Annotated in this window: 18 protein-coding genes and 1 pseudogene; all 19 read left to right on the forward strand. The window is 70.2% G+C overall.

Annotation, left to right across the window (positions count from 1 at the left end; genetic code table 11):
* Positions 1–56 precede the first annotated feature (56 nt).
* A pseudogene (gene pyrR, locus QRN26_RS17770) lies at positions 57–602 on the forward strand (bifunctional pyr operon transcriptional regulator/uracil phosphoribosyltransferase PyrR); the annotation flags it as partial.
* Positions 599–1,558, forward strand: a complete 960-nt coding sequence (locus tag QRN26_RS17775) for an aspartate carbamoyltransferase catalytic subunit (protein WP_056005773.1) — start codon at positions 599–601, stop codon at positions 1,556–1,558. The pseudogene pyrR and the gene QRN26_RS17775, both read left to right, overlap by 4 nt.
* Positions 1,551–2,918, forward strand: coding sequence for a dihydroorotase (locus tag QRN26_RS17780; RefSeq protein WP_285037754.1), 1,368 nt, complete (start codon positions 1,551–1,553; stop codon positions 2,916–2,918). Before QRN26_RS17775 ends, QRN26_RS17780 begins: the two co-directional genes overlap by 8 nt.
* Complete coding sequence (locus QRN26_RS17785; protein ID WP_056005770.1) at positions 2,918–3,511, forward strand: PH-like domain-containing protein; 594 nt, start codon at positions 2,918–2,920, stop codon at positions 3,509–3,511. The genes QRN26_RS17780 and QRN26_RS17785 overlap by 1 nt, the downstream gene beginning before the upstream one ends.
* Entirely contained in the window at positions 3,508–4,674 is a 1,167-nt protein-coding gene (carA, locus tag QRN26_RS17790; protein WP_056005767.1) for a glutamine-hydrolyzing carbamoyl-phosphate synthase small subunit, read from the forward strand. The genes QRN26_RS17785 and carA overlap by 4 nt, the downstream gene beginning before the upstream one ends.
* Complete coding sequence (gene carB, locus QRN26_RS17795) at positions 4,674–7,964, forward strand: carbamoyl-phosphate synthase large subunit (RefSeq protein ID WP_056005762.1); 3,291 nt, start codon at positions 4,674–4,676, stop codon at positions 7,962–7,964. The genes carA and carB overlap by 1 nt, the downstream gene beginning before the upstream one ends.
* Positions 7,961–8,806 carry an orotidine-5'-phosphate decarboxylase gene (pyrF, locus tag QRN26_RS17800; protein ID WP_285037757.1) on the forward strand — a complete coding sequence of 282 codons (846 nt, stop codon included), beginning with the start codon at positions 7,961–7,963 and terminating at the stop codon, positions 8,804–8,806. Before carB ends, pyrF begins: the two co-directional genes overlap by 4 nt.
* Before the next feature lie 28 nt (positions 8,807–8,834).
* The gene (gmk, locus tag QRN26_RS17805) at positions 8,835–9,713 is read left to right on the forward strand and encodes a guanylate kinase (protein ID WP_285037769.1); all 879 of its coding nucleotides are present in this window, start codon (positions 8,835–8,837) and stop codon (positions 9,711–9,713) included.
* Between the two features lie 68 nt (positions 9,714–9,781).
* Positions 9,782–10,039: a DNA-directed RNA polymerase subunit omega gene (rpoZ, locus tag QRN26_RS17810; protein WP_056005756.1), complete on the forward strand. Its 258-nt coding sequence runs from the start codon at positions 9,782–9,784 to the stop codon at positions 10,037–10,039.
* 200 nt (positions 10,040–10,239) lie between these two features.
* Positions 10,240–11,433, forward strand: a complete 1,194-nt coding sequence (gene metK, locus QRN26_RS17815; RefSeq protein WP_056005753.1) for a methionine adenosyltransferase — start codon at positions 10,240–10,242, stop codon at positions 11,431–11,433.
* 2 nt (positions 11,434–11,435) lie between these two features.
* Positions 11,436–13,394, forward strand: coding sequence for a primosomal protein N' family DNA-binding protein (locus QRN26_RS17820; protein WP_056005750.1), 1,959 nt, complete (start codon positions 11,436–11,438; stop codon positions 13,392–13,394).
* A 28-nt stretch (positions 13,395–13,422) separates the two neighbouring features.
* Positions 13,423–14,352, forward strand: coding sequence for a methionyl-tRNA formyltransferase (gene fmt, locus QRN26_RS17825; protein ID WP_285037758.1), 930 nt, complete (start codon positions 13,423–13,425; stop codon positions 14,350–14,352).
* Complete coding sequence (locus tag QRN26_RS17830) at positions 14,349–15,836, forward strand: RsmB/NOP family class I SAM-dependent RNA methyltransferase (protein WP_285037759.1); 1,488 nt, start codon at positions 14,349–14,351, stop codon at positions 15,834–15,836. The genes fmt and QRN26_RS17830 overlap by 4 nt, the downstream gene beginning before the upstream one ends.
* A gap of 10 nt (positions 15,837–15,846) precedes the next feature.
* Entirely contained in the window at positions 15,847–16,515 is a 669-nt protein-coding gene (gene rpe / locus QRN26_RS17835) for a ribulose-phosphate 3-epimerase (protein WP_285037760.1), read from the forward strand.
* Positions 16,516–16,581: 66 nt separating this feature from the next.
* Positions 16,582–16,845, forward strand: a complete 264-nt coding sequence (locus QRN26_RS17840; protein WP_056005744.1) for a phosphoribosyl-ATP diphosphatase — start codon at positions 16,582–16,584, stop codon at positions 16,843–16,845.
* A gap of 110 nt (positions 16,846–16,955) precedes the next feature.
* Positions 16,956–17,795, forward strand: a complete 840-nt coding sequence (gene hisG, locus QRN26_RS17845) for an ATP phosphoribosyltransferase (RefSeq protein ID WP_056005741.1) — start codon at positions 16,956–16,958, stop codon at positions 17,793–17,795.
* Between the two features lie 47 nt (positions 17,796–17,842).
* Positions 17,843–18,607 carry an imidazole glycerol phosphate synthase subunit HisF gene (gene hisF, locus QRN26_RS17850; RefSeq protein WP_285037761.1) on the forward strand — a complete coding sequence of 255 codons (765 nt, stop codon included), beginning with the start codon at positions 17,843–17,845 and terminating at the stop codon, positions 18,605–18,607.
* Positions 18,604–18,993, forward strand: a complete 390-nt coding sequence (gene hisI / locus QRN26_RS17855) for a phosphoribosyl-AMP cyclohydrolase (RefSeq protein WP_056777457.1) — start codon at positions 18,604–18,606, stop codon at positions 18,991–18,993. The genes hisF and hisI overlap by 4 nt, the downstream gene beginning before the upstream one ends.
* 13 nt (positions 18,994–19,006) lie before the next feature.
* Positions 19,007–19,678, forward strand: coding sequence for a Trp biosynthesis-associated membrane protein (locus QRN26_RS17860; RefSeq protein WP_285037762.1), 672 nt, complete (start codon positions 19,007–19,009; stop codon positions 19,676–19,678).
* Positions 19,679–19,758 lie beyond the last annotated feature (80 nt).

Here is a 19,758-nt window from a genome sequence, read left to right on the forward strand (position 1 = left end):
GCTCGGGTGTTGACCAAGACAACCTTTAAGACCGTCCAGAGAGGCGGAGAAGGGAGTCGGCGATGAGCGCACGTACCGTGCTGCACGAAGCTGACATCACGCGGGCGTTGACTCGGATCTCCCACGAGATCCTCGAGTCCAACCGCGGAGCTGACGACCTCGTCATCCTCGGCATCCCCACCCGCGGGGTCATCCTCGCGACACGGATCGCCGCCTCGATCTCCGCCATCTCCGGCGCGACCATCCGGTCTGGTGCCCTCGACGTCACGATGTACCGCGACGACCTGGCGAAGCACCCGACCCGTGCACCACAGCCGACGACGCTCCCACCGGAGGGCATCGACGGCCGCACGGTCGTCCTCGTCGACGACGTCTTGTACTCGGGGCGCACGATCCGCGCCGCTCTGGACGCCCTGACGGATCTCGGCCGCCCGCGCGTCGTGCGGCTCGCCGCCCTCGTCGACCGCGGCCACCGCGAGCTCCCGATCCGACCCGACTTCGTCGGCAAGAACCTGCCGTCGTCGCAGGCGGAGCGCATCTACGTCAGGCTCACCGAATTCGACGGGGCCGACGCGGTCACGATCGAGGGGAGTGGCGAGTGAGGCACCTGCTGTCGACGAAGACGCTGACGCGCGACGAGGCGATCGAGATCCTCGACGTCGCCGAGGACATGGCCGACACGCAGTCGCGCGAGGTCAAGAAGCTGCCGACCCTCCGCGGCAAGACGGTCGTCAACCTGTTCTTCGAGGATTCGACCCGCACGAGGATCTCCTTCGAGGCGGCTGCGAAGCGGTTGTCGGCCGATGTGATCACCTTCAGCGCCAAGGGATCGAGCGTCTCGAAGGGCGAGAGCCTCAAGGACACCGCGCAGACCCTCGCCGCCATGCACGCCGACGCCGTCGTGATCCGGCACTCCGCCTCAGGGGCTCCGCAGACCCTCGCGGACAGCGGGTGGATCGACGCCGGCATCCTCAACGCGGGAGACGGGACGCACGAGCACCCGACGCAGGCCCTGCTGGACGCGTTCACGATGCGCAAGCGCATCCACGGTGGCGGGTCACGCGGCCGTGCGCTCGACGGCGTCGCGGTGACGATCGTCGGCGACATCCTCCACTCGCGGGTCGCCCGCTCGAACGTCTGGTTGCTGGACACCCTCGGCGCCGAGGTCACCCTCGTCGCCCCGCCGACACTGCTCCCGGTGGACCTCGGCCCGTGGCCGGCGACCGTCCGCTACGACCTGGACGACGCCATCGCCCAGCGTCCCGACGTCCTGATGATGCTCCGGATCCAGTCCGAACGCATGCAGGCCGCCTTTTTCCCGAACAGCCGGGAGTATTCCAGACGCTGGGGGCTCGACGACGAACGGCTCGCGCGGCTCGACCCGGCTAGCATTGTCATGCACCCCGGACCGATGAACCGCGGACTGGAGATCTCGTCCGGGGCAGCCGACTCGCCCCAGTCGACCGTCCTCGAACAGGTCGCCAACGGGGTGTCGGTCCGGATGGCCGCGCTGTACCTGCTGCTGTCCGGCGATCGAGAGGAATCCACCCGTGTCTGAGCCCGTATCGAACCCCGACGTCACGCTGATCACCGGAGCGACCCTCGCCGACGGATCACGCACCGACCTCCTCCTCCGGGAGGGACGGATCGCGGAACTCGGCTCCGGCCTGAGCGCCTCGGGAGCCACCGTCGTCGACGCGGACGGCCTGCTGGCCCTGCCGGGACTCGTCGACCTCCACACGCATCTCCGCGAGCCCGGCTTCGAGCAGAGCGAGACGGTGCTCACCGGGACGCGTGCCGCGGCGGCCGGTGGCTTCACCGCGGTGTTCGCGATGGCCAACACCTCGCCGGTCGCCGACACGGCCGGGGTCGTCGAGCAGGAGCAGTCGCTCGGTGAACGCGCCGGCTACGCCACCGTGCAGCCGATCGGCGCTGTGACGGTCGGACTCGCGGGGGAGCGGCTCGCCGAACTCGGCGCGATGGCGTCCTCGCGTGCCAAGGTCCGCGTCTTCTCGGACGACGGACTGTGTGTCTCCGACCCGCTGCTCATGCGTCGTGCGCTGGAGTACGTGAAGGCCTTCGACGGCGTCATCGCGCAGCATGCGCAGGAACCGCGGCTCACTGTCGGCGCACAGATGAACGAGGGCGCCCTCTCGGGTGAACTCGGTCTCACGGGCTGGCCGGCGGTCGCCGAGGAGTCGATCATCGCGCGGGATGTGCTCCTCGCCGAGCACGTGGGTTCCCGCCTGCACATCTGTCACGTCTCGACGGCCGGCTCCGTCGACGTCATCCGATGGGCCAAGGCCCGCGGCATCCCGGTCACCGCCGAAGTCACTCCGCACCACCTGCTGCTCACCGAGGAGTCCGTGGCGAGCTACGACGCCCGGTACAAGGTGAACCCGCCGCTGCGTCGGGCTGAGGACGTCCACGCGCTGCGCGAGGCCCTCGCGGACGGCACGATCGACATCGTCGCGACGGACCACGCACCCCATCCGGTGGAAGCGAAGGACTGCGAGTGGGACGCCGCGGCGAACGGCATGGTGGGGCTGGAGTCCGCCCTCTCCGTCGTGCACGCGTCGATGGTGGCGACCGGGCTGCTCGACTGGAACGACGTCGCGCGGGTGCTGTCGGCGACGCCCGCGAGGATCGGGCGGATCACCGGTCAGGGGTCCCCGCTCGAGGTGGGCGCGCCCGCGGAACTCGTACTGTACGACACCGCGGCCAGCCGGCCGTTCGGCACGGTCGACCTCGCCGGCAAGGGCGTGAACTCTCCCTACCTCGGCCTGGAGCTGCCCGGCCGGGTCATCGCGACCTTCCACCGGGGCTACGCGACCGTCCTGGAGGGCGCCGTGCTGCCGTCGGAGCAGGTCGCGGCCGCCGCACGACGCGCCGCGCGCGCCGCCGAGGTCGAGCACTGATGGACGGACGCATCCTCGCCGCGCTCCTCGTCGCCGTCTTCCTCCTCGGCGTCCTCGCCCTCATGGCGCTCGCCTGGCGGCGTCGGGTCTCGCGCGACGCCCGGATCGGACCGCTCCCCGAGCTCCCCGACCCCCGTCCCGTCCCGTCCCTGACGGTCGAGGTCCTCTACGTCGCGACGTCGAAGCACGACCAGCCGCTGGAGCGCCTGGCCCTCGAAGGTCTGCGCTATCGCTCGCGGGTGACGCTCGAGCTCGGAGCAGCCGGTGTCGTCGTCGACGTCCCCGGGGAGCGGCCGACCTTCATCCCGGCGACGAGCATCGTCGGGATCGACCAGACCAACCTCACGATCGACCGGGTCGTCGAGCCGGGCGGGCTCCTCCGTCTGAGCTGGCGCCCCGTCCCGTCGGTGATCGCCGACAGCACCTTCCGCGTCCTCGAGCAGGCCGACCGCGCCCGCATCATCGACGCCGTCACGAGCATCATCCCCGCCGCGGACGCCGGACTCCGGCCGACCGGCACTCCAGACACCGTCGGCGAGGCCTCCTCGACCGACGACCGCACCCCACCGCCTCACGAGAGGGCTCGACCATGACCTCCTTCACCCCACCCAGTCCAGCGGTACTCGTCCTCGAGGACGGCAACCGCTACGTCGGGCACGCCTACGGTGCCACCGGCCGCACGCTCGGCGAGGTCGTCTTCGCCACCGGCATGACCGGCTACCAGGAGACCCTGACCGACCCGTCCTACGCCGGCCAGATCGTCCTCATGACGGCGCCGCACATCGGCAACACCGGCGTCAACCGCGAGGACATGGAGTCCGCCCGCGTCTGGGTCGCCGGGTACGTGGTGCGCGACGCCTCCCGCGTCGTCTCCAACTTCCGCGCGGACCGCTCGCTCGACGACGAACTCGTCCAGGACGGTGTCGTGGGCATCAGCGGCATCGACACCCGTGCGGTGACCCGACACATCCGGTCCGCCGGCTCCATGCGCGGCGGCGTGTTCTCGGGGGAGGACTTCGAGCTCTCCGGCGCCGAGCAGCTCAGTCTCGTCCGCGCCGGTGCACAGATGGCCGGTCTCAACCTGTCCGGTCAGGTCTCCACCACCGAGCAGTACACCGTCGAGGCGGTGGGCGAGCGTGTCGGTTCCGTCGCGGTCCTCGACCTCGGCGTCAAGACCTCCACGCTCAACCACCTCGCCGCCCGCGGCTTCGACGTCGTGGTGCTGCCGCAGTCGGTGACCTCGGCCGAGGTCCTCGCGCTCGAGCCCTCCGCCCTGTTCTTCTCGAACGGCCCCGGCGACCCAGCCGCCAGCGACGCGCACGTCGCGCTCCTGCAGGACGTGCTCCGGGCAGGCGTGCCGTACTTCGGGATCTGCTTCGGCAACCAGCTGCTGGGCCGGGCGCTCGGCTTCGACACCTACAAGCTGCCCTTCGGCCACCGTGGGATCAACCAGCCGGTCCTCGACAAGGCGACCGGCCGGGTGGAGATCACCTCGCAGAACCACGGGTTCGCGGTCGACCTGCCCATCGAGGGCCGTCACGAGACGCCTGCCGGGTTCGGGCTCGCCGAGGTCAGCCACTACAGCCTGAACGATGAGGTCGTCGAGGGCATCAACTGCATCGACATCCCCGCCTTCTCGGTCCAGTACCACCCGGAGTCCGCCTCCGGTCCGCACGACGCGGTCTACCTGTTCGACCGGTTCCGCGATCTCGTGACCGGCCACGCCACCACTTCCAGCACCAAGGAGAACAACTAGTGCCCAAGCGCGACGACATCAACAGCGTCCTCGTCATCGGCTCCGGGCCGATCGTCATCGGGCAGGCCGCGGAGTTCGACTACTCGGGCACCCAGGCCTGCCGAGTCCTGCGAGAGGAGGGCGTCCGCGTCATCCTCGTCAACTCGAACCCGGCGACGATCATGACCGACCCCGACTTCGCCGACGCGACCTACGTCGAGCCGATCACGTGGCAGGTCATCGAGACGATCATCGCGAAGGAGAAGCCCGACGCCATCCTCCCGACGCTAGGCGGCCAGACGGCCCTGAACGCGGCGATCCAGCTCCACGAGCACGGGATCCTCGAGAAGTACGACGTCGAGCTCATCGGAGCGAACTTCGAGGCGATCAACAAGGGCGAGGACCGCCAGATCTTCAAGCAGCTCGTCCTCGACGCCGGCGCCGACGTGGCCCGCTCCTACATCGCCCACACGGTCGAGGAGGCCGTCGGCTACGCCGAGGACCTCGGCTACCCGCTCGTCGTCCGTCCCTCGTTCACCATGGGCGGTCTCGGCTCGGGCTTCGCGTACACCGAGGCTGAGCTCCGTCGGATCGTCGGCGACGGCCTCCACCAGAGCCCGACCACCGAGGTGCTCCTCGAGGAGTCGATCCTCGGTTGGAAGGAGTACGAGCTCGAACTCATGCGCGACACGGCGGACAACACCGTCGTCGTCTGCTCGATCGAGAACGTCGACCCCGTCGGTGTCCACACCGGAGACTCGATCACGGTGGCTCCCGCGCTGACGCTGACCGACCGCGAGTACCAGAAGCTCCGCGACATCGGCATCGACATCATCCGCGCGGTCGGTGTCGACACCGGTGGTTGCAACATCCAGTTCGCCGTGGACCCGGCCGACGGCCGCATCATCGTCATCGAGATGAACCCGCGCGTCTCGCGCTCGAGCGCCCTCGCCTCGAAGGCGACCGGCTTCCCGATCGCGAAGATCGCGGCGAAGCTGGCCATCGGTTACCGTCTCGACGAGATCCCGAACGACATCACCAAGGTCACCCCGGCGAGCTTCGAGCCCACGCTCGACTACGTCGTCGTCAAGGTCCCGCGGTTCGCGTTCGAGAAGTTCCCGGCCGCGGACCCGACGCTGACCACCACCATGAAGTCGGTGGGCGAGGCGATGGCCATCGGCCGCAACTACGCCACGGCCCTCCAGAAGGCGCTCCGCTCGCTCGAGAAGCGCGGCTCCAGCTTCCACTGGGGCGAGGAGTCACGCAGCGCCGACGAGCTGCTCGAGATCTCGAAGACGCCCACCGACGGCCGTATCGTCGTGGTCCAGCAGGCGCTCCGGAAGGGTGCGACCGCCGAGCAGGTCTTCGAGGCGACCAAGATCGACCCGTGGTTCATCGATCAGATCGTCCTCATCAACGACGTCGCCGACTGGATCGCCGCGGCCGAACGCCTCGACACCGAGGTGCTTCGGACCGCCAAGAACCACGGCTTCTCCGACGCGCAGATCGGTCAGCTCCGCGGCTTCGGCGAGCAGGAGGTGCGCGAGGTCCGCCACATCCTCGGCGTGCGTCCGGTCTACAAGACGGTCGACACCTGCGCCGGGGAGTTCCCCGCCCTCACGCCGTACCACTACTCCAGCTACGACACGGAGACCGAGGTGGTCGCGAGCGACCGCCGCAAGGTCGTCATCCTCGGCTCCGGGCCGAACCGGATCGGTCAGGGCATCGAGTTCGACTACTCCTGTGTGCACGCCTCGTTCGCGCTGCAGGCCGCCGGCTTCGAGACCATCATGATCAACTGCAACCCCGAGACGGTCTCCACGGACTACGACACGAGCGACCGCCTGTACTTCGAGCCGCTCACACTCGAAGACGTGCTCGAGGTCATCCACGCGGAGAGCGAGTCCGGCGAGCTCGTCGGGGTCGTCGTCCAGCTGGGCGGCCAGACGGCACTCGGCCTCGCGAAGGGGCTTGAAGCCGCCGGAGTCCCGATCCTCGGCACCACGCCGACCGCCATCGACCTCGCCGAGGAGCGCGGACAGTTCCAGCAGATCCTCGACGCCGCCGGGCTCGTCGCACCGAAGAACGGCACCGCGGTCGAGATCGAGGGCGCGCTCCGGGTCGCCGAGGAGATCGGCTACCCGGTCCTCGTGCGTCCGAGCTTCGTCCTCGGCGGTCGCGGCATGGAGATCATCTACGACAGCGCTTCGCTGACGGACTACTTCGTGCGCATCGAGGACCAGGGCATCGTTGGCCCGGCGCAGCCGCTGCTCGTCGACCACTTCCTCGACGACGCGATCGAGATCGACGTGGACGCCCTGTTCGACGGTGAGGAACTCTACATCGGCGGTGTCATGGAGCACATCGAGGAGGCCGGGATCCACTCGGGCGACTCCAGCTGCACCCTGCCACCGGTCTCCCTCGGCCGTGCCGAGATCGACCGGGTCCGTACCGCAACGCTCGCGATCGCCCAGGGGATCGGGGTCCGTGGCCTGCTCAACGTGCAGTTCGCCATCGGCGCCGGCATCCTCTACGTCATCGAGGCCAACCCACGGGCGTCCCGCACCGTGCCGTTCGTCTCGAAGGCGCTCGGCATCCCGCTGGCGAAGGCCGCGTCCCTCATCATGACGGGCGCCACGGTCGCCGAGCTCAAGGACTCGGGGCTCCTGCCCCCGGTCGACGGGTCGCGCGTGCCGATCGACTCCCCGGTGTCGGTGAAGGAGGCCGTGCTGCCTTTCAAGCGGTTCCGAACGAAGGACGGTCAGATCGTCGACAGCGTGCTCGGGCCGGAGATGCGCTCCACCGGTGAGGTCATGGGCATCGACAAGGACTTCCCGCGCGCCTTCGCGAAGAGCCAGGAGGCGGCCTACGGCGGTCTGCCCTCGAGCGGCACGGTGTTCGTCTCGGTCTCCGACCGCGACAAGCGCTCGATCATCCTGCCGGTGCTCCGCCTGCAGCAGCTCGGCTTCGACATCCTCGCCACCGACGGCACGGCTGAGGTCCTGAACCGGAACGGCATCAGCGCGCGGACGGTCCGCAAGTACAGCGAGACCACCGCAGCGGGGGAGGACGACTCGATCGTCGACCTGATCAACCGCGACGAGGTCGACATGGTCATCAACACGCCGAGTGGCCGATCCGCCCGCGCGGACGGCTACGAGATCCGTGCGGCAGCGGTCGCAGCGGACAAGCCGCTCTTCACGACGATCGCGCAGTTGACGGCCGCTGTCGGCTCCTTCGAGGCACTCGGCGGGGGCTTCGAGGTCCGGTCCCTTCAGGAGTACGCACTCGATCGGGCTGCACGCTCGTGACGGCTTCGTTCGGAACCCGACTGGACGAGGTCTTCGTCCGGTCGGGCCGGCTCTGCGTCGGCATCGATCCGCACCGCTTCCTGCTCGAGGCATGGGGGCTGCCCGACACCGCCGCCGGCGCCGGGGCCTTCGGGCTCGCCGTCGTCGAGGCGACGGCGGGCCGGGCCGGCATCGTGAAGCCGCAGGTGGCGTTCTTCGAACGGTTCGGGTCGGCGGGCTACGTCGCGCTGGAAGGTGTCCTCGCCGCGGCACGCGACGCCGGACTCCTCGTGATCGGCGATGCCAAGCGTGGCGAGATCGGGACGAGCATGGAGGGGTACGCCGAGGCCTGGCTGACCCCGGGTTCCCCGCTCGAAGTCGACGCGCTCACCGTGAACCCGTACCTGGGTTTCGGCTCGCTCCAGCCGGCACTCGAGCTCGCCGAACACGAGGGCAAGGGATTGTTCGTGCTGACGGCGACCTCGAATCCCGAGGGACGCGACGTCCAGCTCGCCGAGGACCGCGCAGGCCTCACTGTCGCAGCGTCGATGCTCGGCGAGATCGACCACTGGAACGCGAGACATCACCCAGGGTCGACGGGTTCGATCGGTGCCGTCATCGGTGCCACGCTCCGTCTGGAGGAGTTCGGCATGACGGCGGTGCCGACCCGATCGGTCGTCCCGATCCTCGCACCCGGCTTCGGCCATCAGGGCGCGGCGATCGCCGACCTCGAATCCATCTACGGTGACCTCGCTCCGGGCGTCATCGTCTCCGAGTCCCGCAGCATCCTCGCCGCCGGGCCGTCGGGGATCGCGGACGCCGTCGAGCGCTCCGCCGACGCCGTGAGGAGCGCCCGTGGTTGACCAGGAACCGGACCAGCTCGCGAGGAGCATGCCGGAGGTCGACCGGGCAGCGGCCTCCAGGGAGGCGGTCCGCAAGCGACGTGCCCGCGCCACCGTCAAGGCCTCCATCGCCTCGGGTGCGCGCACGCCGCTCGAAGTCCTCGACGCCGCGACGGCGGATCCCGACGGCATCGAAGGAGGCGTCCGCGTCACCGAGTACCTCCTCAGCATCCCGAGCGTCGGGGTCACGAAGCTCGGGCGCATCCTCGAATCGCTCGGCATCTCCTCCGTCAAACGTCTCGGCGGACTCGGCCGACTGCAGCGGGAACGCCTCCGCGCGTTCATCGCGGAACGGTACCCGGGCACGGCCCGCAGCCGACTCGTGGTGCTCGCCGGCCCGACGGCCGTCGGTAAGGGGACCGTCGCGGCCTACATCCGCGACCACTACCCGGACGTGCACCTCTCCGTCTCCGCCACGACGCGGAAGCCGCGCCCGGGCGAACAACACGAGGTCAACTACTACTTCGTGGACGACGACGAGTTCGACGGGCTCATCGCCGGCGACCGGCTCCTCGAGTACGCGACGGTGCACAACGCCTACCGGTACGGCACGCCGCGCGAGCCGATCGAGCGTGCCCTCGCCGCCGGAGACAGCGCGCTCCTGGAGATCGACATCCAGGGTGCCAGGCAGGTCAGAGCGGCGATGCCGGAGGCGACCCTCGTCTTCCTCCTGCCTCCGAGCTGGGACGAACTCGTCCGTCGGCTCGTCGGGCGAGGCACCGAGGACGAGGAGGAACGGGAGCGTAGACTGCGCACCGCGAAGGTCGAACTGGCCGCTGCGGACGAGTTCGACCACCGTGTCGTGAACGACGACGTGGCCCGTGCGGCCCAAGAGGTCGTAGACTTGATGAAGATTCACGGGGATTGACGTCCGACGCGCACCCCGCATCGATCAGATCTTCCCCGAACACAACCACACGAGGAGTGTGAACCTGCATGGCTGACAAGCTCAAGGGCATCATCGATCCGCCCATCGACTCCCTGCTCACCAAGGTCGAGTCCAAGTACGCGCTCGTGATCTTCGCGTCCAAGCGCGCGCGCCAGATCAACGACTACTACGCCGACCTCCACGAGGGCAGCCTGTTCGACAACGTCGGGCCGCTGGTCGACTCGTCCGTCGAGGACAAGCCGCTCTCCATCGCGATGCACGAGATCAACGAGGACAAGCTCCAGATCAAGCCGATCGCCGAGTAGCACCCTCACCACGACGAATCCGCCGGGCGCCAGACGACCGGCGGATTCGTCGTGTCCGGGCAGGCGTACCGCCGACGACGTCTCGCGTCACGGACGGATGCCACGTCGGAGGCCTGGGCTAGAGTGATGAAGGCTCTGGCCTCGACGTCTGCGACGGCCGCCCCTCCACCTCCGCTCCACCACTTCCGACGGGAGACCGCATGACCGAGCTGCGCCTGTTCACCTCCGAATCCGTGACCGAGGGCCACCCCGACAAAATCTGCGACCAGATCTCGGACAGCATCCTCGACGCACTCCTCGAGGTGGATCCGCGCAGCCGAGTCGCCGTCGAGACACTCGTCACCACCGGCCTCGTCCACGTCGCCGGCGAGGTCTCCACGAGCGGCTACGTCGACATCCCGACGATCGTCCGCGAGCGCATCCGCTCCATCGGATACACCTCGTCGGACATCGGCTTCGACGGGGACTCCTGCGGGGTCAGCGTGTCCATCGGCTCCCAGTCCGCCGACATCGCCGCAGGAGTCGATCACGCCTTCGAGTCCCGCGAGCAGTCCAGCGTGGACGCCTACGACCTCCAGGGCGCCGGCGACCAGGGCATCATGTTCGGGTTCGCGACGACCGAGACGCCGCAGTACATGCCGCTGCCCAGCTGGATCGCGCACCGGCTCGCGGAGCGACTCGCCGAGGTCCGCAAGTCGGGCCAGCTCGACTACCTGCGTCCGGACGGCAAGACCCAGGTCACCATCGGGTACGACGGCTTCCTGCCGAAGACCGTCGAGACGGTGGTGGTCTCCACGCAGCACAACCCCGGCGTCTCGACCGAACAGCTGCGCCGCGACGTCCAGCGCCACGTCATCGAGCCGGTCCTCGCGACGGTCGAACTCGACAGCTCGAACGTCACTCACCTGATCAACCCGACCGGTATCTTCGTCGTCGGTGGCCCCATGGGCGACGCCGGCCTCACCGGACGCAAGATCATCATCGACACCTATGGTGGTGCCGCGCGTCATGGCGGGGGAGCGTTCAGCGGCAAGGACCCGTCGAAGGTCGACCGTTCGGCCGCGTACGCCATGCGATGGGTCGCGAAGAACGCCGTGGCCGCCGGATTCGCCGAGCGACTCGAGGTGCAGGTCGCCTACGCCATCGGCAAGGCGGCGCCGGTCGGACTCTACGTCGAGACGTTCGGGACGGCGCACATGCCCGAAGCCGACATCACGCGTGCCATCCGGGACGTCTTCGACCTCCGGCCCGCCGCGATCATCGCCGACCTCGACCTCATCCGGCCCATCTACGCCGCCACCGCCGCCTACGGGCACTTCGGCCGCGAGCTCCCCGACTTCACCTGGGAGCGTCTCGACCGGGTGGAGGCGTTGCGGTCAGCAGCCGGGCTCTAGTCGTGGCAGGCGCGAGGGTCGCCAGGGTGGTGCTCGACTCGCCGTTGCCGCAGCTCGACCACCTGTTCGACTACGCCGTGCCCGCCGAGCTCGCCGACGACGCGGTGCTCGGTGCCCGGGTGACGGTCCCGTTCCGGTCGGCAGGGAGATCGGCGAACGGGTTCATCGTCGACCTCACGGACTCGAGCGAGTTCAGTGGGACGCTCAGTCCGGTGCAGTCGGTCGTGTCGTCGGTGCCGGTGCTGACCCCGGCCTTGTGGACGCTGGCGCGTCGCGTCGCCGATCGCAGCGCCGGCAGCGCGATGGACGTCCTGCGCCTCGCGATCCCACCGAGGCAGGTCCGGGTGGAGAAGACCTGGGCCGCGACCACGCCGCCGGAACCCGCCGTCGTGGAGCGACGCACCGTCCCAGGTTTCGCTCCCGGCACACTCGACCGGGTCGAGCCTGGCGAGCGGTACGCGGTCACGGCGATCCCGGCGTTGACGGCCACGTCCACGGGCACATCGCTGCCCGACTGGTCCTTCACCTTCGCAGCCCTCGCGGTGAACCAACTCGCCGCAGGGCGCAGCACGATCCTCGCCGTGCCCGACTATCGCGACGTCGAGCACCTCCTGGCCGCGCTGGAGGACCTCGGGGCCGGGTCCGCGGTCGCGCGGGCCGATGCGAAGCAGACCCCCGCGGCGCGGTACCGCTCCTACCTGGACGGCCTGCACCCCGTGCCCCGGATCGTGGTGGGCAACCGTTCGGCCGTGTACGCGCCCGCGCACGACCTCGGACTCATCGCCCTGTGGGACGACGGGGATCCACTCCATCAGGAGCAGCTCGCCCCGTACGTGCACGCCCGCGACGTCGCCCTGACGAGGCAGGAGATGAGCGGCGCCGCGCTCGTCTTCGCCGCCCATTCGCGGAGTACCGAGACGCAGCGTCTGGTCGAGCTCGGGTGGTTGCGCGAGGTGTCGCCGACACCCCCCGTCCGTCCGCGGGTGGTCGTGTCCCGAGCGAGTGGCGACGACGCCATGACGAGCCAGGCACGCATCCCGTCGAGCGCGTGGCGGGCCGTCGACGAGGCGCTGCACCACGGTCCGGTGCTCGTTCAGGTGGCACGTCCCGGGTACGCGCCGCATCTCGCCTGCCGCCGTTGCGGGACAAGGGCGCACTGCTCGGTGTGTCACGGTCCACTCCACCTGGCGACGGCGCGGTCACAGCCTTCCTGCCGTTGGTGTGGTCACCTCGCAACCGGGTGGTCGTGCGAGACGTGCCACGACACCGCGTTCCGCGTCACGGCGGCAGGGACGGGCCGGACCGCCGAGGAACTCGGTCGCGCCTTCCCCCGATACCGGGTCGTGGTGTCCGACGGCGATGCACCGAAGCTCGAGGTGGGGTCGGAACCGGCCCTGGTGATCGCGACGCGGGGTGCCGAGCCGATCGCGGACGGCGGGTACGCCGCCGTGCTCCTGGTCGACGCCGACCGCATGCTCGCACGCGAGTCGCTCCGCGTGGCCGAGGACTGTCTCCGATGGTGGTCGAACGCCGCCGCGCTGGCGGCGCCGCGCGCTCCGGTGCTGCTCATCGGCGTCGAAGCGCCGGTCGCGAACGCCCTCGCCCTCTGGCAGCAGCCACGGTTCGCGAGCGAAGAACTCGCCGAACGCCGCGAGCTCGGCTTCCCACCGGCGGTCAGGAGTGCGACCCTCACCGGCACCCGCGAGGCGGTCGAGGCCGCCCTCGCCGGCCTGCCGCCGGAGTACCGGAGCCGAGTCCTCGGCCCCACGGTCGACGACGCGGGGGAGACCGTCGCGATCCTCCGCGTCGACTACGGGCACGCCCGTGCGGTCGCCGAGCAGTTGCGCGCGACCGTCGTCGCCCAAGCGGCGAAGCGCCGACGACCGACCCCCGGCAGGCGGGCGCCGAAGGCCCCGCCTACACTCAGAGTACGATTCGACGATCCGGAGATGCTGTCATGATCCACCCCGACCACGAATGCCGAACCGCGTGAGGCTCGTCTTCGCCGGCACCCCGGCCGTCGCCGTTCCGACCCTCGAGGCACTCGTCGAAGCCGGCCACGAGATCGCCGCCGTGGTGACCCGTCCCGACGCGCCGATCGGTCGCAAACGCGTCCTCACACCGTCACCCGTCGCCGCGGCCGCCGAGCGCCTCGGGCTCGACGTCGTCCGCGCCGCCAAGCTCGACGACGAGGCGACCGCCCAGATCTCGGCCCTGCGTCCTGACCTCGGTGTCATCGTCGCGTACGGCGGGCTCGTGCGTGAACCGCTCCTGTCGGCGCCCGAGCACGGGTGGATCAATCTGCACTTCTCCCTCCTGCCGGCCTGGCGCGGAGCGGCGCCCGTGCAACGATCCGTGATGGCCGGGGACCAGGTCACCGGGGCATCGGTCTTCCGGCTCGTGCCGGCGCTCGATGCCGGCGACGTCTTCGCGACGATCGAGACGCCCATCGGCTCGGGGGAGACCGCAGGGCGCCTCCTCGATCGCCTCGCGGACCTCGGGGCACCGCTGACGGTGGACGTCGTCGCCGCGATCGCCTCTGGCACCGCAGTCGCCGTCCCACAGGAAGGACAGCCCACGCTCGCGCCGAAGCTCGACGGCCTCGCCGGCGGCATCCAGTGGGACCGCCCCGGTTCCGAGGTGTGGTCGCACATCCGAGGGGTCACGCCGGAGCCCGGTGCGTACACCCTCGTCGACGACGCACGGTTGAAGGTGCACGCCGCCGCCCCGGCCCCCGACCTCCCGATCGACCCGCCGGCTCCCGGCACGATCGTCGAGTTCGACGGTCTGATCCTCGTGGGGACCCTCGACACCCCACTCCAGCTGCTCCAGGTACAGCCGGCCGGACGGACCGCCATGCCGGCCGCCGACTGGTGGAGGGGTGCCGCCAACGGCACGGATCGGCTGGTGACCGCATGAGCGCTCAGCAACCCGACGGCAGACCGCGCCGCGACCGACGTCCGCAGAGCGAGCAGCCACGACGGGGTCGGCAGCGTCCGACCCGGCCGCGCGACTCGTCGACCGTGCAGCCCGCCCGCCGGGTCGCCTTCGACGTCATCCACGCGGTCAGCACCTCCGACGCGTACGCGAACCTCCTGCTCCCGCACCGTCTCGCGGAGGCGAAACTGAATCCGGCCGACGCCGGACTCGCCACCGAGCTGACCTACGGGACGCTCCGTCGTCGTGGCTACTACGACCGGGTGATCGCGCTCGTCGCGAAGCGACCGGTCACGGAGATCGACGACGCGATCCTCGACGTCCTCCGGCTCGGCGTGCATCAGCTCCTCTCCATGCGTGTCGCCGGCCACGCCGCGGTGAACGAGTCGGTCGAACTCGCACGCTCGGCCGGGTCGCGGTCGGCCGCCGGGTTCACCAACGGTGTGCTCCGCACCATCTCGCGGACCGAACCCGCCGAGTGGGAACGTCTCCTCCTCGACGAGGCCACGAACGACACCGATCGCCTCGCCATCGCGACCGCCCACCCCTCGTGGGTCGTCCGGGCGATCCGCCAGTCCCTGGACCTCCAGGGCCACGGCGACGAACTCGAAGCCGCCCTCGACGCCGACAACCTCGCGCCGCAGGTCAACCTCGTCGCGCTGCCGGGCCTCGCCGAACGGCCGACGGACGCCGAGCCCAACCGGTTCTCGCCCTACGGGTTCCGAAGCTCCGGCGGAGACCCGGTCCAGCTCGTCGGCACCGGGGGCGGTCGTCTCCGGGTGCAGGACGAAGGCTCGCAGCTCGCGGCACTCGCCCTCACCCGGGCTGAGCCGGTCACGGCCGGCGAACGCTGGCTCGACCTCTGCGCAGGACCCGGCGGGAAAGCGGCGCTCTTGGCCGCCGAGGCCCTGGCCGGGGGAGCACACCTCGACGCGAACGAACTCGTCCCCGCTCGGGCACGCCTCGTCGAGCGCGCACTCGCCGGTGTCCCGCTCGAGGTGGAGGTGTCGACCGCCGACGGTGCGACGCTCGCGGCCTCACGTCCGGAGGGGTACGACCGCATCCTCCTCGACGCCCCCTGCACGGGCCTCGGTGCGTTGCGTCGACGACCGGAGGCGCGCTGGCGGAAGACCCCGAAGGACGTCGCCGACCTGACCCGTCTCCAATCGTCGCTCCTCGACGCCGCGATCCTGGCGCTCGCCCCCGGTGGCATCGTCGCGTACGTGACGTGCTCGCCGCACGTCGCCGAGACCGCCCTCATCGTGGAGAGCGCCCTCCGCGCCCACCCCACGATGGAACGGCTCGACACGGCCGAGATCCTCAACCGGGTCACGGTGGAACCGCTCGACGCAGCCGCCCCCGGTGGCGCCGTGCAGCTCTGGCCGCACCGGCAGGGGACCGACGCCATGTTCATCGCGCTGCTGCGGAAGCCCGCGGCGGCGGCCGAACCCACTGTCGATCGCTAGGCTCGATCACATGTCCGTGCGTATCAACCCGAGCATCCTGTCCGCCGACTTCGTGAACCTCCAGACCGATCTGGAGCGGATCGCCACCGCCGACCTCGTCCATGTCGACGTCATGGACAACCACTTCGTCCCGAACCTCACCTTCGGCACGCAGATGGTCGGACGGATCCAGGACGTCTCGCCGATCCCGCTCGACGTCCACCTCATGATCTCGGACGCCGACCGATGGGCTCCCGGCTACGCCGAGCTCGGCGCGTACTCGGTGACGTTCCACGCCGAGGCGGCCACCGACCCCGTCGCCCTGGCCAGGCGCCTGCGCTCCATCGGGGCGCGCGCCGGGATCGCCGTGAAGCCGGGCACGTCCATCGAGCCGTACCTCGAGCTGCTGCCGGAGTTCGACCAGGTGCTCGTCATGACGGTCGAACCGGGCTTCGGCGGGCAGTCGTTCATGCCGGAGACCATGCCCAAACTGCGCGCGCTCTCCGCCGAGGTCGCGAGGACCGGTCTCGACGTCTGGCTGCAGGTCGACGGTGGGATCTCCGCGGACACGATCGGGATCGCCGCGGAAGCCGGTGCGGACACCTTCGTCGCGGGGTCTGCGGTCTACGGCGGGTCCGACCCGGCAGCGAACATCGCGCTGCTGCGGGCCGCCGCCGAGGCGTCGACGCACAGCCACTGAGCCCGCGACCCGCTCCGTCCACCCCGGCGGCGCGCACCCCCGCCCGGAACCGGTACCCTGGAGCACGTGAAAACCTTCGACGAGCTGTTCGACGAGCTGCGCCAGAAGGCCGAGTCCCGGCCTGAGGGGTCCGGCACGGTCCGCGAACTCGACACCGGCGTGCACGGCATCGGGAAGAAGATCGTCGAAGAGGCGGCCGAGGTCTGGATGGCGGCCGAGTACCAGAGCGACACCGAGACGGCCGAGGAGATCTCCCAGCTGATCTACCACGTGCAGGTGATGATGGTGGCGAAGGGCCTCACCCCCGCCGACGTCTACCGACATCTGTAGGCCGGACGAGTCCGCCGGAGCACAACCGTCTCCGGGAACCGTCGAGGACGGACCCCGACGCCATGGGTCCGCGCACCCCGCACGCCACCACGCCACGAGATGAGATCCCCATGCTGAGAGTCGCCGTGCCCAACAAGGGCTCGCTGTCCGAGACCGCCGTCGAGATGCTCCAGGAGGCCGGGTACGCCACCCGCCGCGACACCAAGGAGCTGCACGTCGTCGACGCGCGGAACGACGTCGAGTTCTTCTACCTGCGTCCGCGGGACATCGCGACGTACGTCGGTTCGGGTGCGCTCGATATCGGCATCACGGGCCGCGACCTCCTGCTCGACTCGCACTCCGCTGCGACCGAACTCGCCGAACTCGGCTTCGGGGGTTCCACCTTCCGCTTCGCTGGTCCGGCAGGGGAGTTCGCGGAACTCTCCGACCTCGCCGGGAAGACCGTCGCCACGAGCTACCCCGGCCTGGTCGGGAACTTCCTGCGCGAGGCCGGTGTCGACGCGACGCTCGTCCACCTCGACGGCGCGGTCGAATCCGCCGTTCAGCTCGGGGTCGCCGACGCGGTCGCCGACGTGGTCTCCACCGGTACGACCCTCAGGAAGGCCGGCCTCGGCATCTTCGGCCCCGTCATCCTCGACTCCACAGCCGTCCTCATCGCCTCTCCCGAGACGAAGCCCAGCACGGCCACCCTCATCCGTCGTCTGCAGGGAGTCCTCGTCGCGCGGCAGTACGTGCTCGTCGACTACGACCTCCCGGTCCGACTCCTGGAGCAGGCCACCGCGGTCGCCGGTGGCATCGAGTCGCCGACGATCTCGCCGCTGCGCGACCCCGAGTGGGTGGCCGTCCGGGTCATGATCCCGCGCGGCGAGGCGAACGACGTCATGGACCGCCTCTACGAGCTCGGCGCGCGCGCGATCCTCGTCACGGCGATCCACGCGGCTCGACTCTGAGCACCGAACCCATCCCAGACCGCTCCAGTCGCCCCGCGGAGGCCATCGTGTCACTCGCCACCCGAGTCATCCCCTGCCTCGACGTCGCCGACGGCCGCGTCGTGAAGGGGGTCAACTTCCTCGATCTGCGCGATGCCGGCGATCCCGTCGAGCTCGCCAAGCGGTACGCCGAGCAGGGTGCCGACGAACTCACCTTCCTCGACGTCACCGCGACCGTCGCCGAACGCGAGACCACCTACGACCTCGTCAGCCGCACTGCGGAGCAGGTCTTCATCCCGCTGACCGTGGGCGGTGGCGTCCGGACCACGCACGACGTGTCACGGCTCCTCGCGAGCGGAGCCGACAAGGTCGGGGTGAACAGCGCGGCGATCGCGCGGCCCGAGCTCCTCGGAGAGATCGCCGACCGGTTCGGTGCACAGGTGCTGGTGCTCTCGCTGGACGTCAAGCGGCACGCCGACAGCGCGTCGGGATGGATCGTCACGACGCACGGCGGTCGTCGCGAGACCGGACTCGACGCGCTCGCCTGGGCGACCGAGGCCATCGAACGCGGCGCGGGGGAGTTGCTGGTGAACTCGATCGACGCCGACGGCACCAAGGCCGGCTTCGACACCGAGCTCATCCGCGCCATGCGCGAGGTGAGCCGGGTGCCGGTGATCGCGTCGGGCGGGGCGGGCAAGCTCACCGACTTCCCGCCCGCGATCGCAGCGGGTGCGGACGCCGTCCTCGCGGCCAGCGTCTTCCACAACGGGGAACTGACGATCGGCCAGGTCAAACAGGAGCTCGCCGACGCGGGTTGGACGGTCCGAGCATGAGCGCCGACATCACCATCCCCGTCGGAGCCGACCCGGAGACCGCGATCCGGCAACTCACCTTCGACGCGCAGGGGCTGATCCCCGCCGTGGTTCAGCAGTGGGACTCCCGGGAGGTCCTCATGCTCGGCTGGATGGACGCCGAAGCCGTCCGTCGCACGATGACCGAGGGACGCGTCACCTACTGGTCGCGATCCCGCCAAGAGTACTGGCGGAAGGGCGACACCTCCGGGCACGCACAGTTCGTGCGAGGGGTCTCCTACGACTGCGACGGCGATACCCTGTTGGTGGAGGTCGACCAGCTCGGAGCCGCGTGCCACACGGGCACCCGCAGCTGCTTCGACGCCCGGAGCCTCGACGTCGTCGCCGCGCCATCGTCGACACCATGAATCGAGTTCGAGCATGACCGAGACCAATGAGACAGCATCGTCCGCGCCTGAATCGTCCCCGGCCGACGACCTCGAGGCGCGGGCCCTCCGCAGCCGACAGCGCCGTCTGAAGACGCTGCTCCTCGTCACCGCGGTCCTGGCGAACGCCCTCATCCTCGCCGCGTGGACGCAGTCCTGGCTCTCGATCAGCCTCGTCGGCGTCGGACCGCACTCCGGTGCCCTCGACGTGGTGGGGTCCGTCGCGGCCCCAGCCCTCTCGGCGCTCGCGCTCGCCGGTCTGGCGCTCGTCGCCGCCCTGGCGATCGCCGGACCGGTCTTCCGGATCATCCTCGGTGTGCTCGAGGCGGTGATCGGCGTGTGCGTCGCGATCTCGGCGATCACCGTCCTCACCGCTCCCGCGACCGCCGGAGCAGCGGCCGTGACGGAGGCGACGGGCGTCGCCGGCAACCAGTCGACCGTGGACCTCGTCGCCGCGACGTCGCTCACCGCGTGGCCGGCCGTCGCGCTGGTCCTCGGAATCGTCCTCGGTCTCGCCGGCCTCGCCACCGCGGTCACGCACCGGATGTGGCCCGGCCCGTCGCGCAAGTACCAGGCCGTGCGCTTCACGCAGGTCGAGTCGGCCCCGAGCGCCGATCCGGTCGGCGCCTGGGACGACCTCAGCCGCGGCGACGACCCCACCCGGTGAGTCGAGGCCGGGGCTCAGGCCACCTGGGAACTCGTGGCCCACGCACGGAACCGTCCACGACTTGCCGGTACACTGGAACC

It is taken from the genome of Plantibacter sp. ME-Dv--P-095 (assembly GCF_030209365.1).
Lineage (GTDB): Bacteria > Actinomycetota > Actinomycetes > Actinomycetales > Microbacteriaceae > Plantibacter.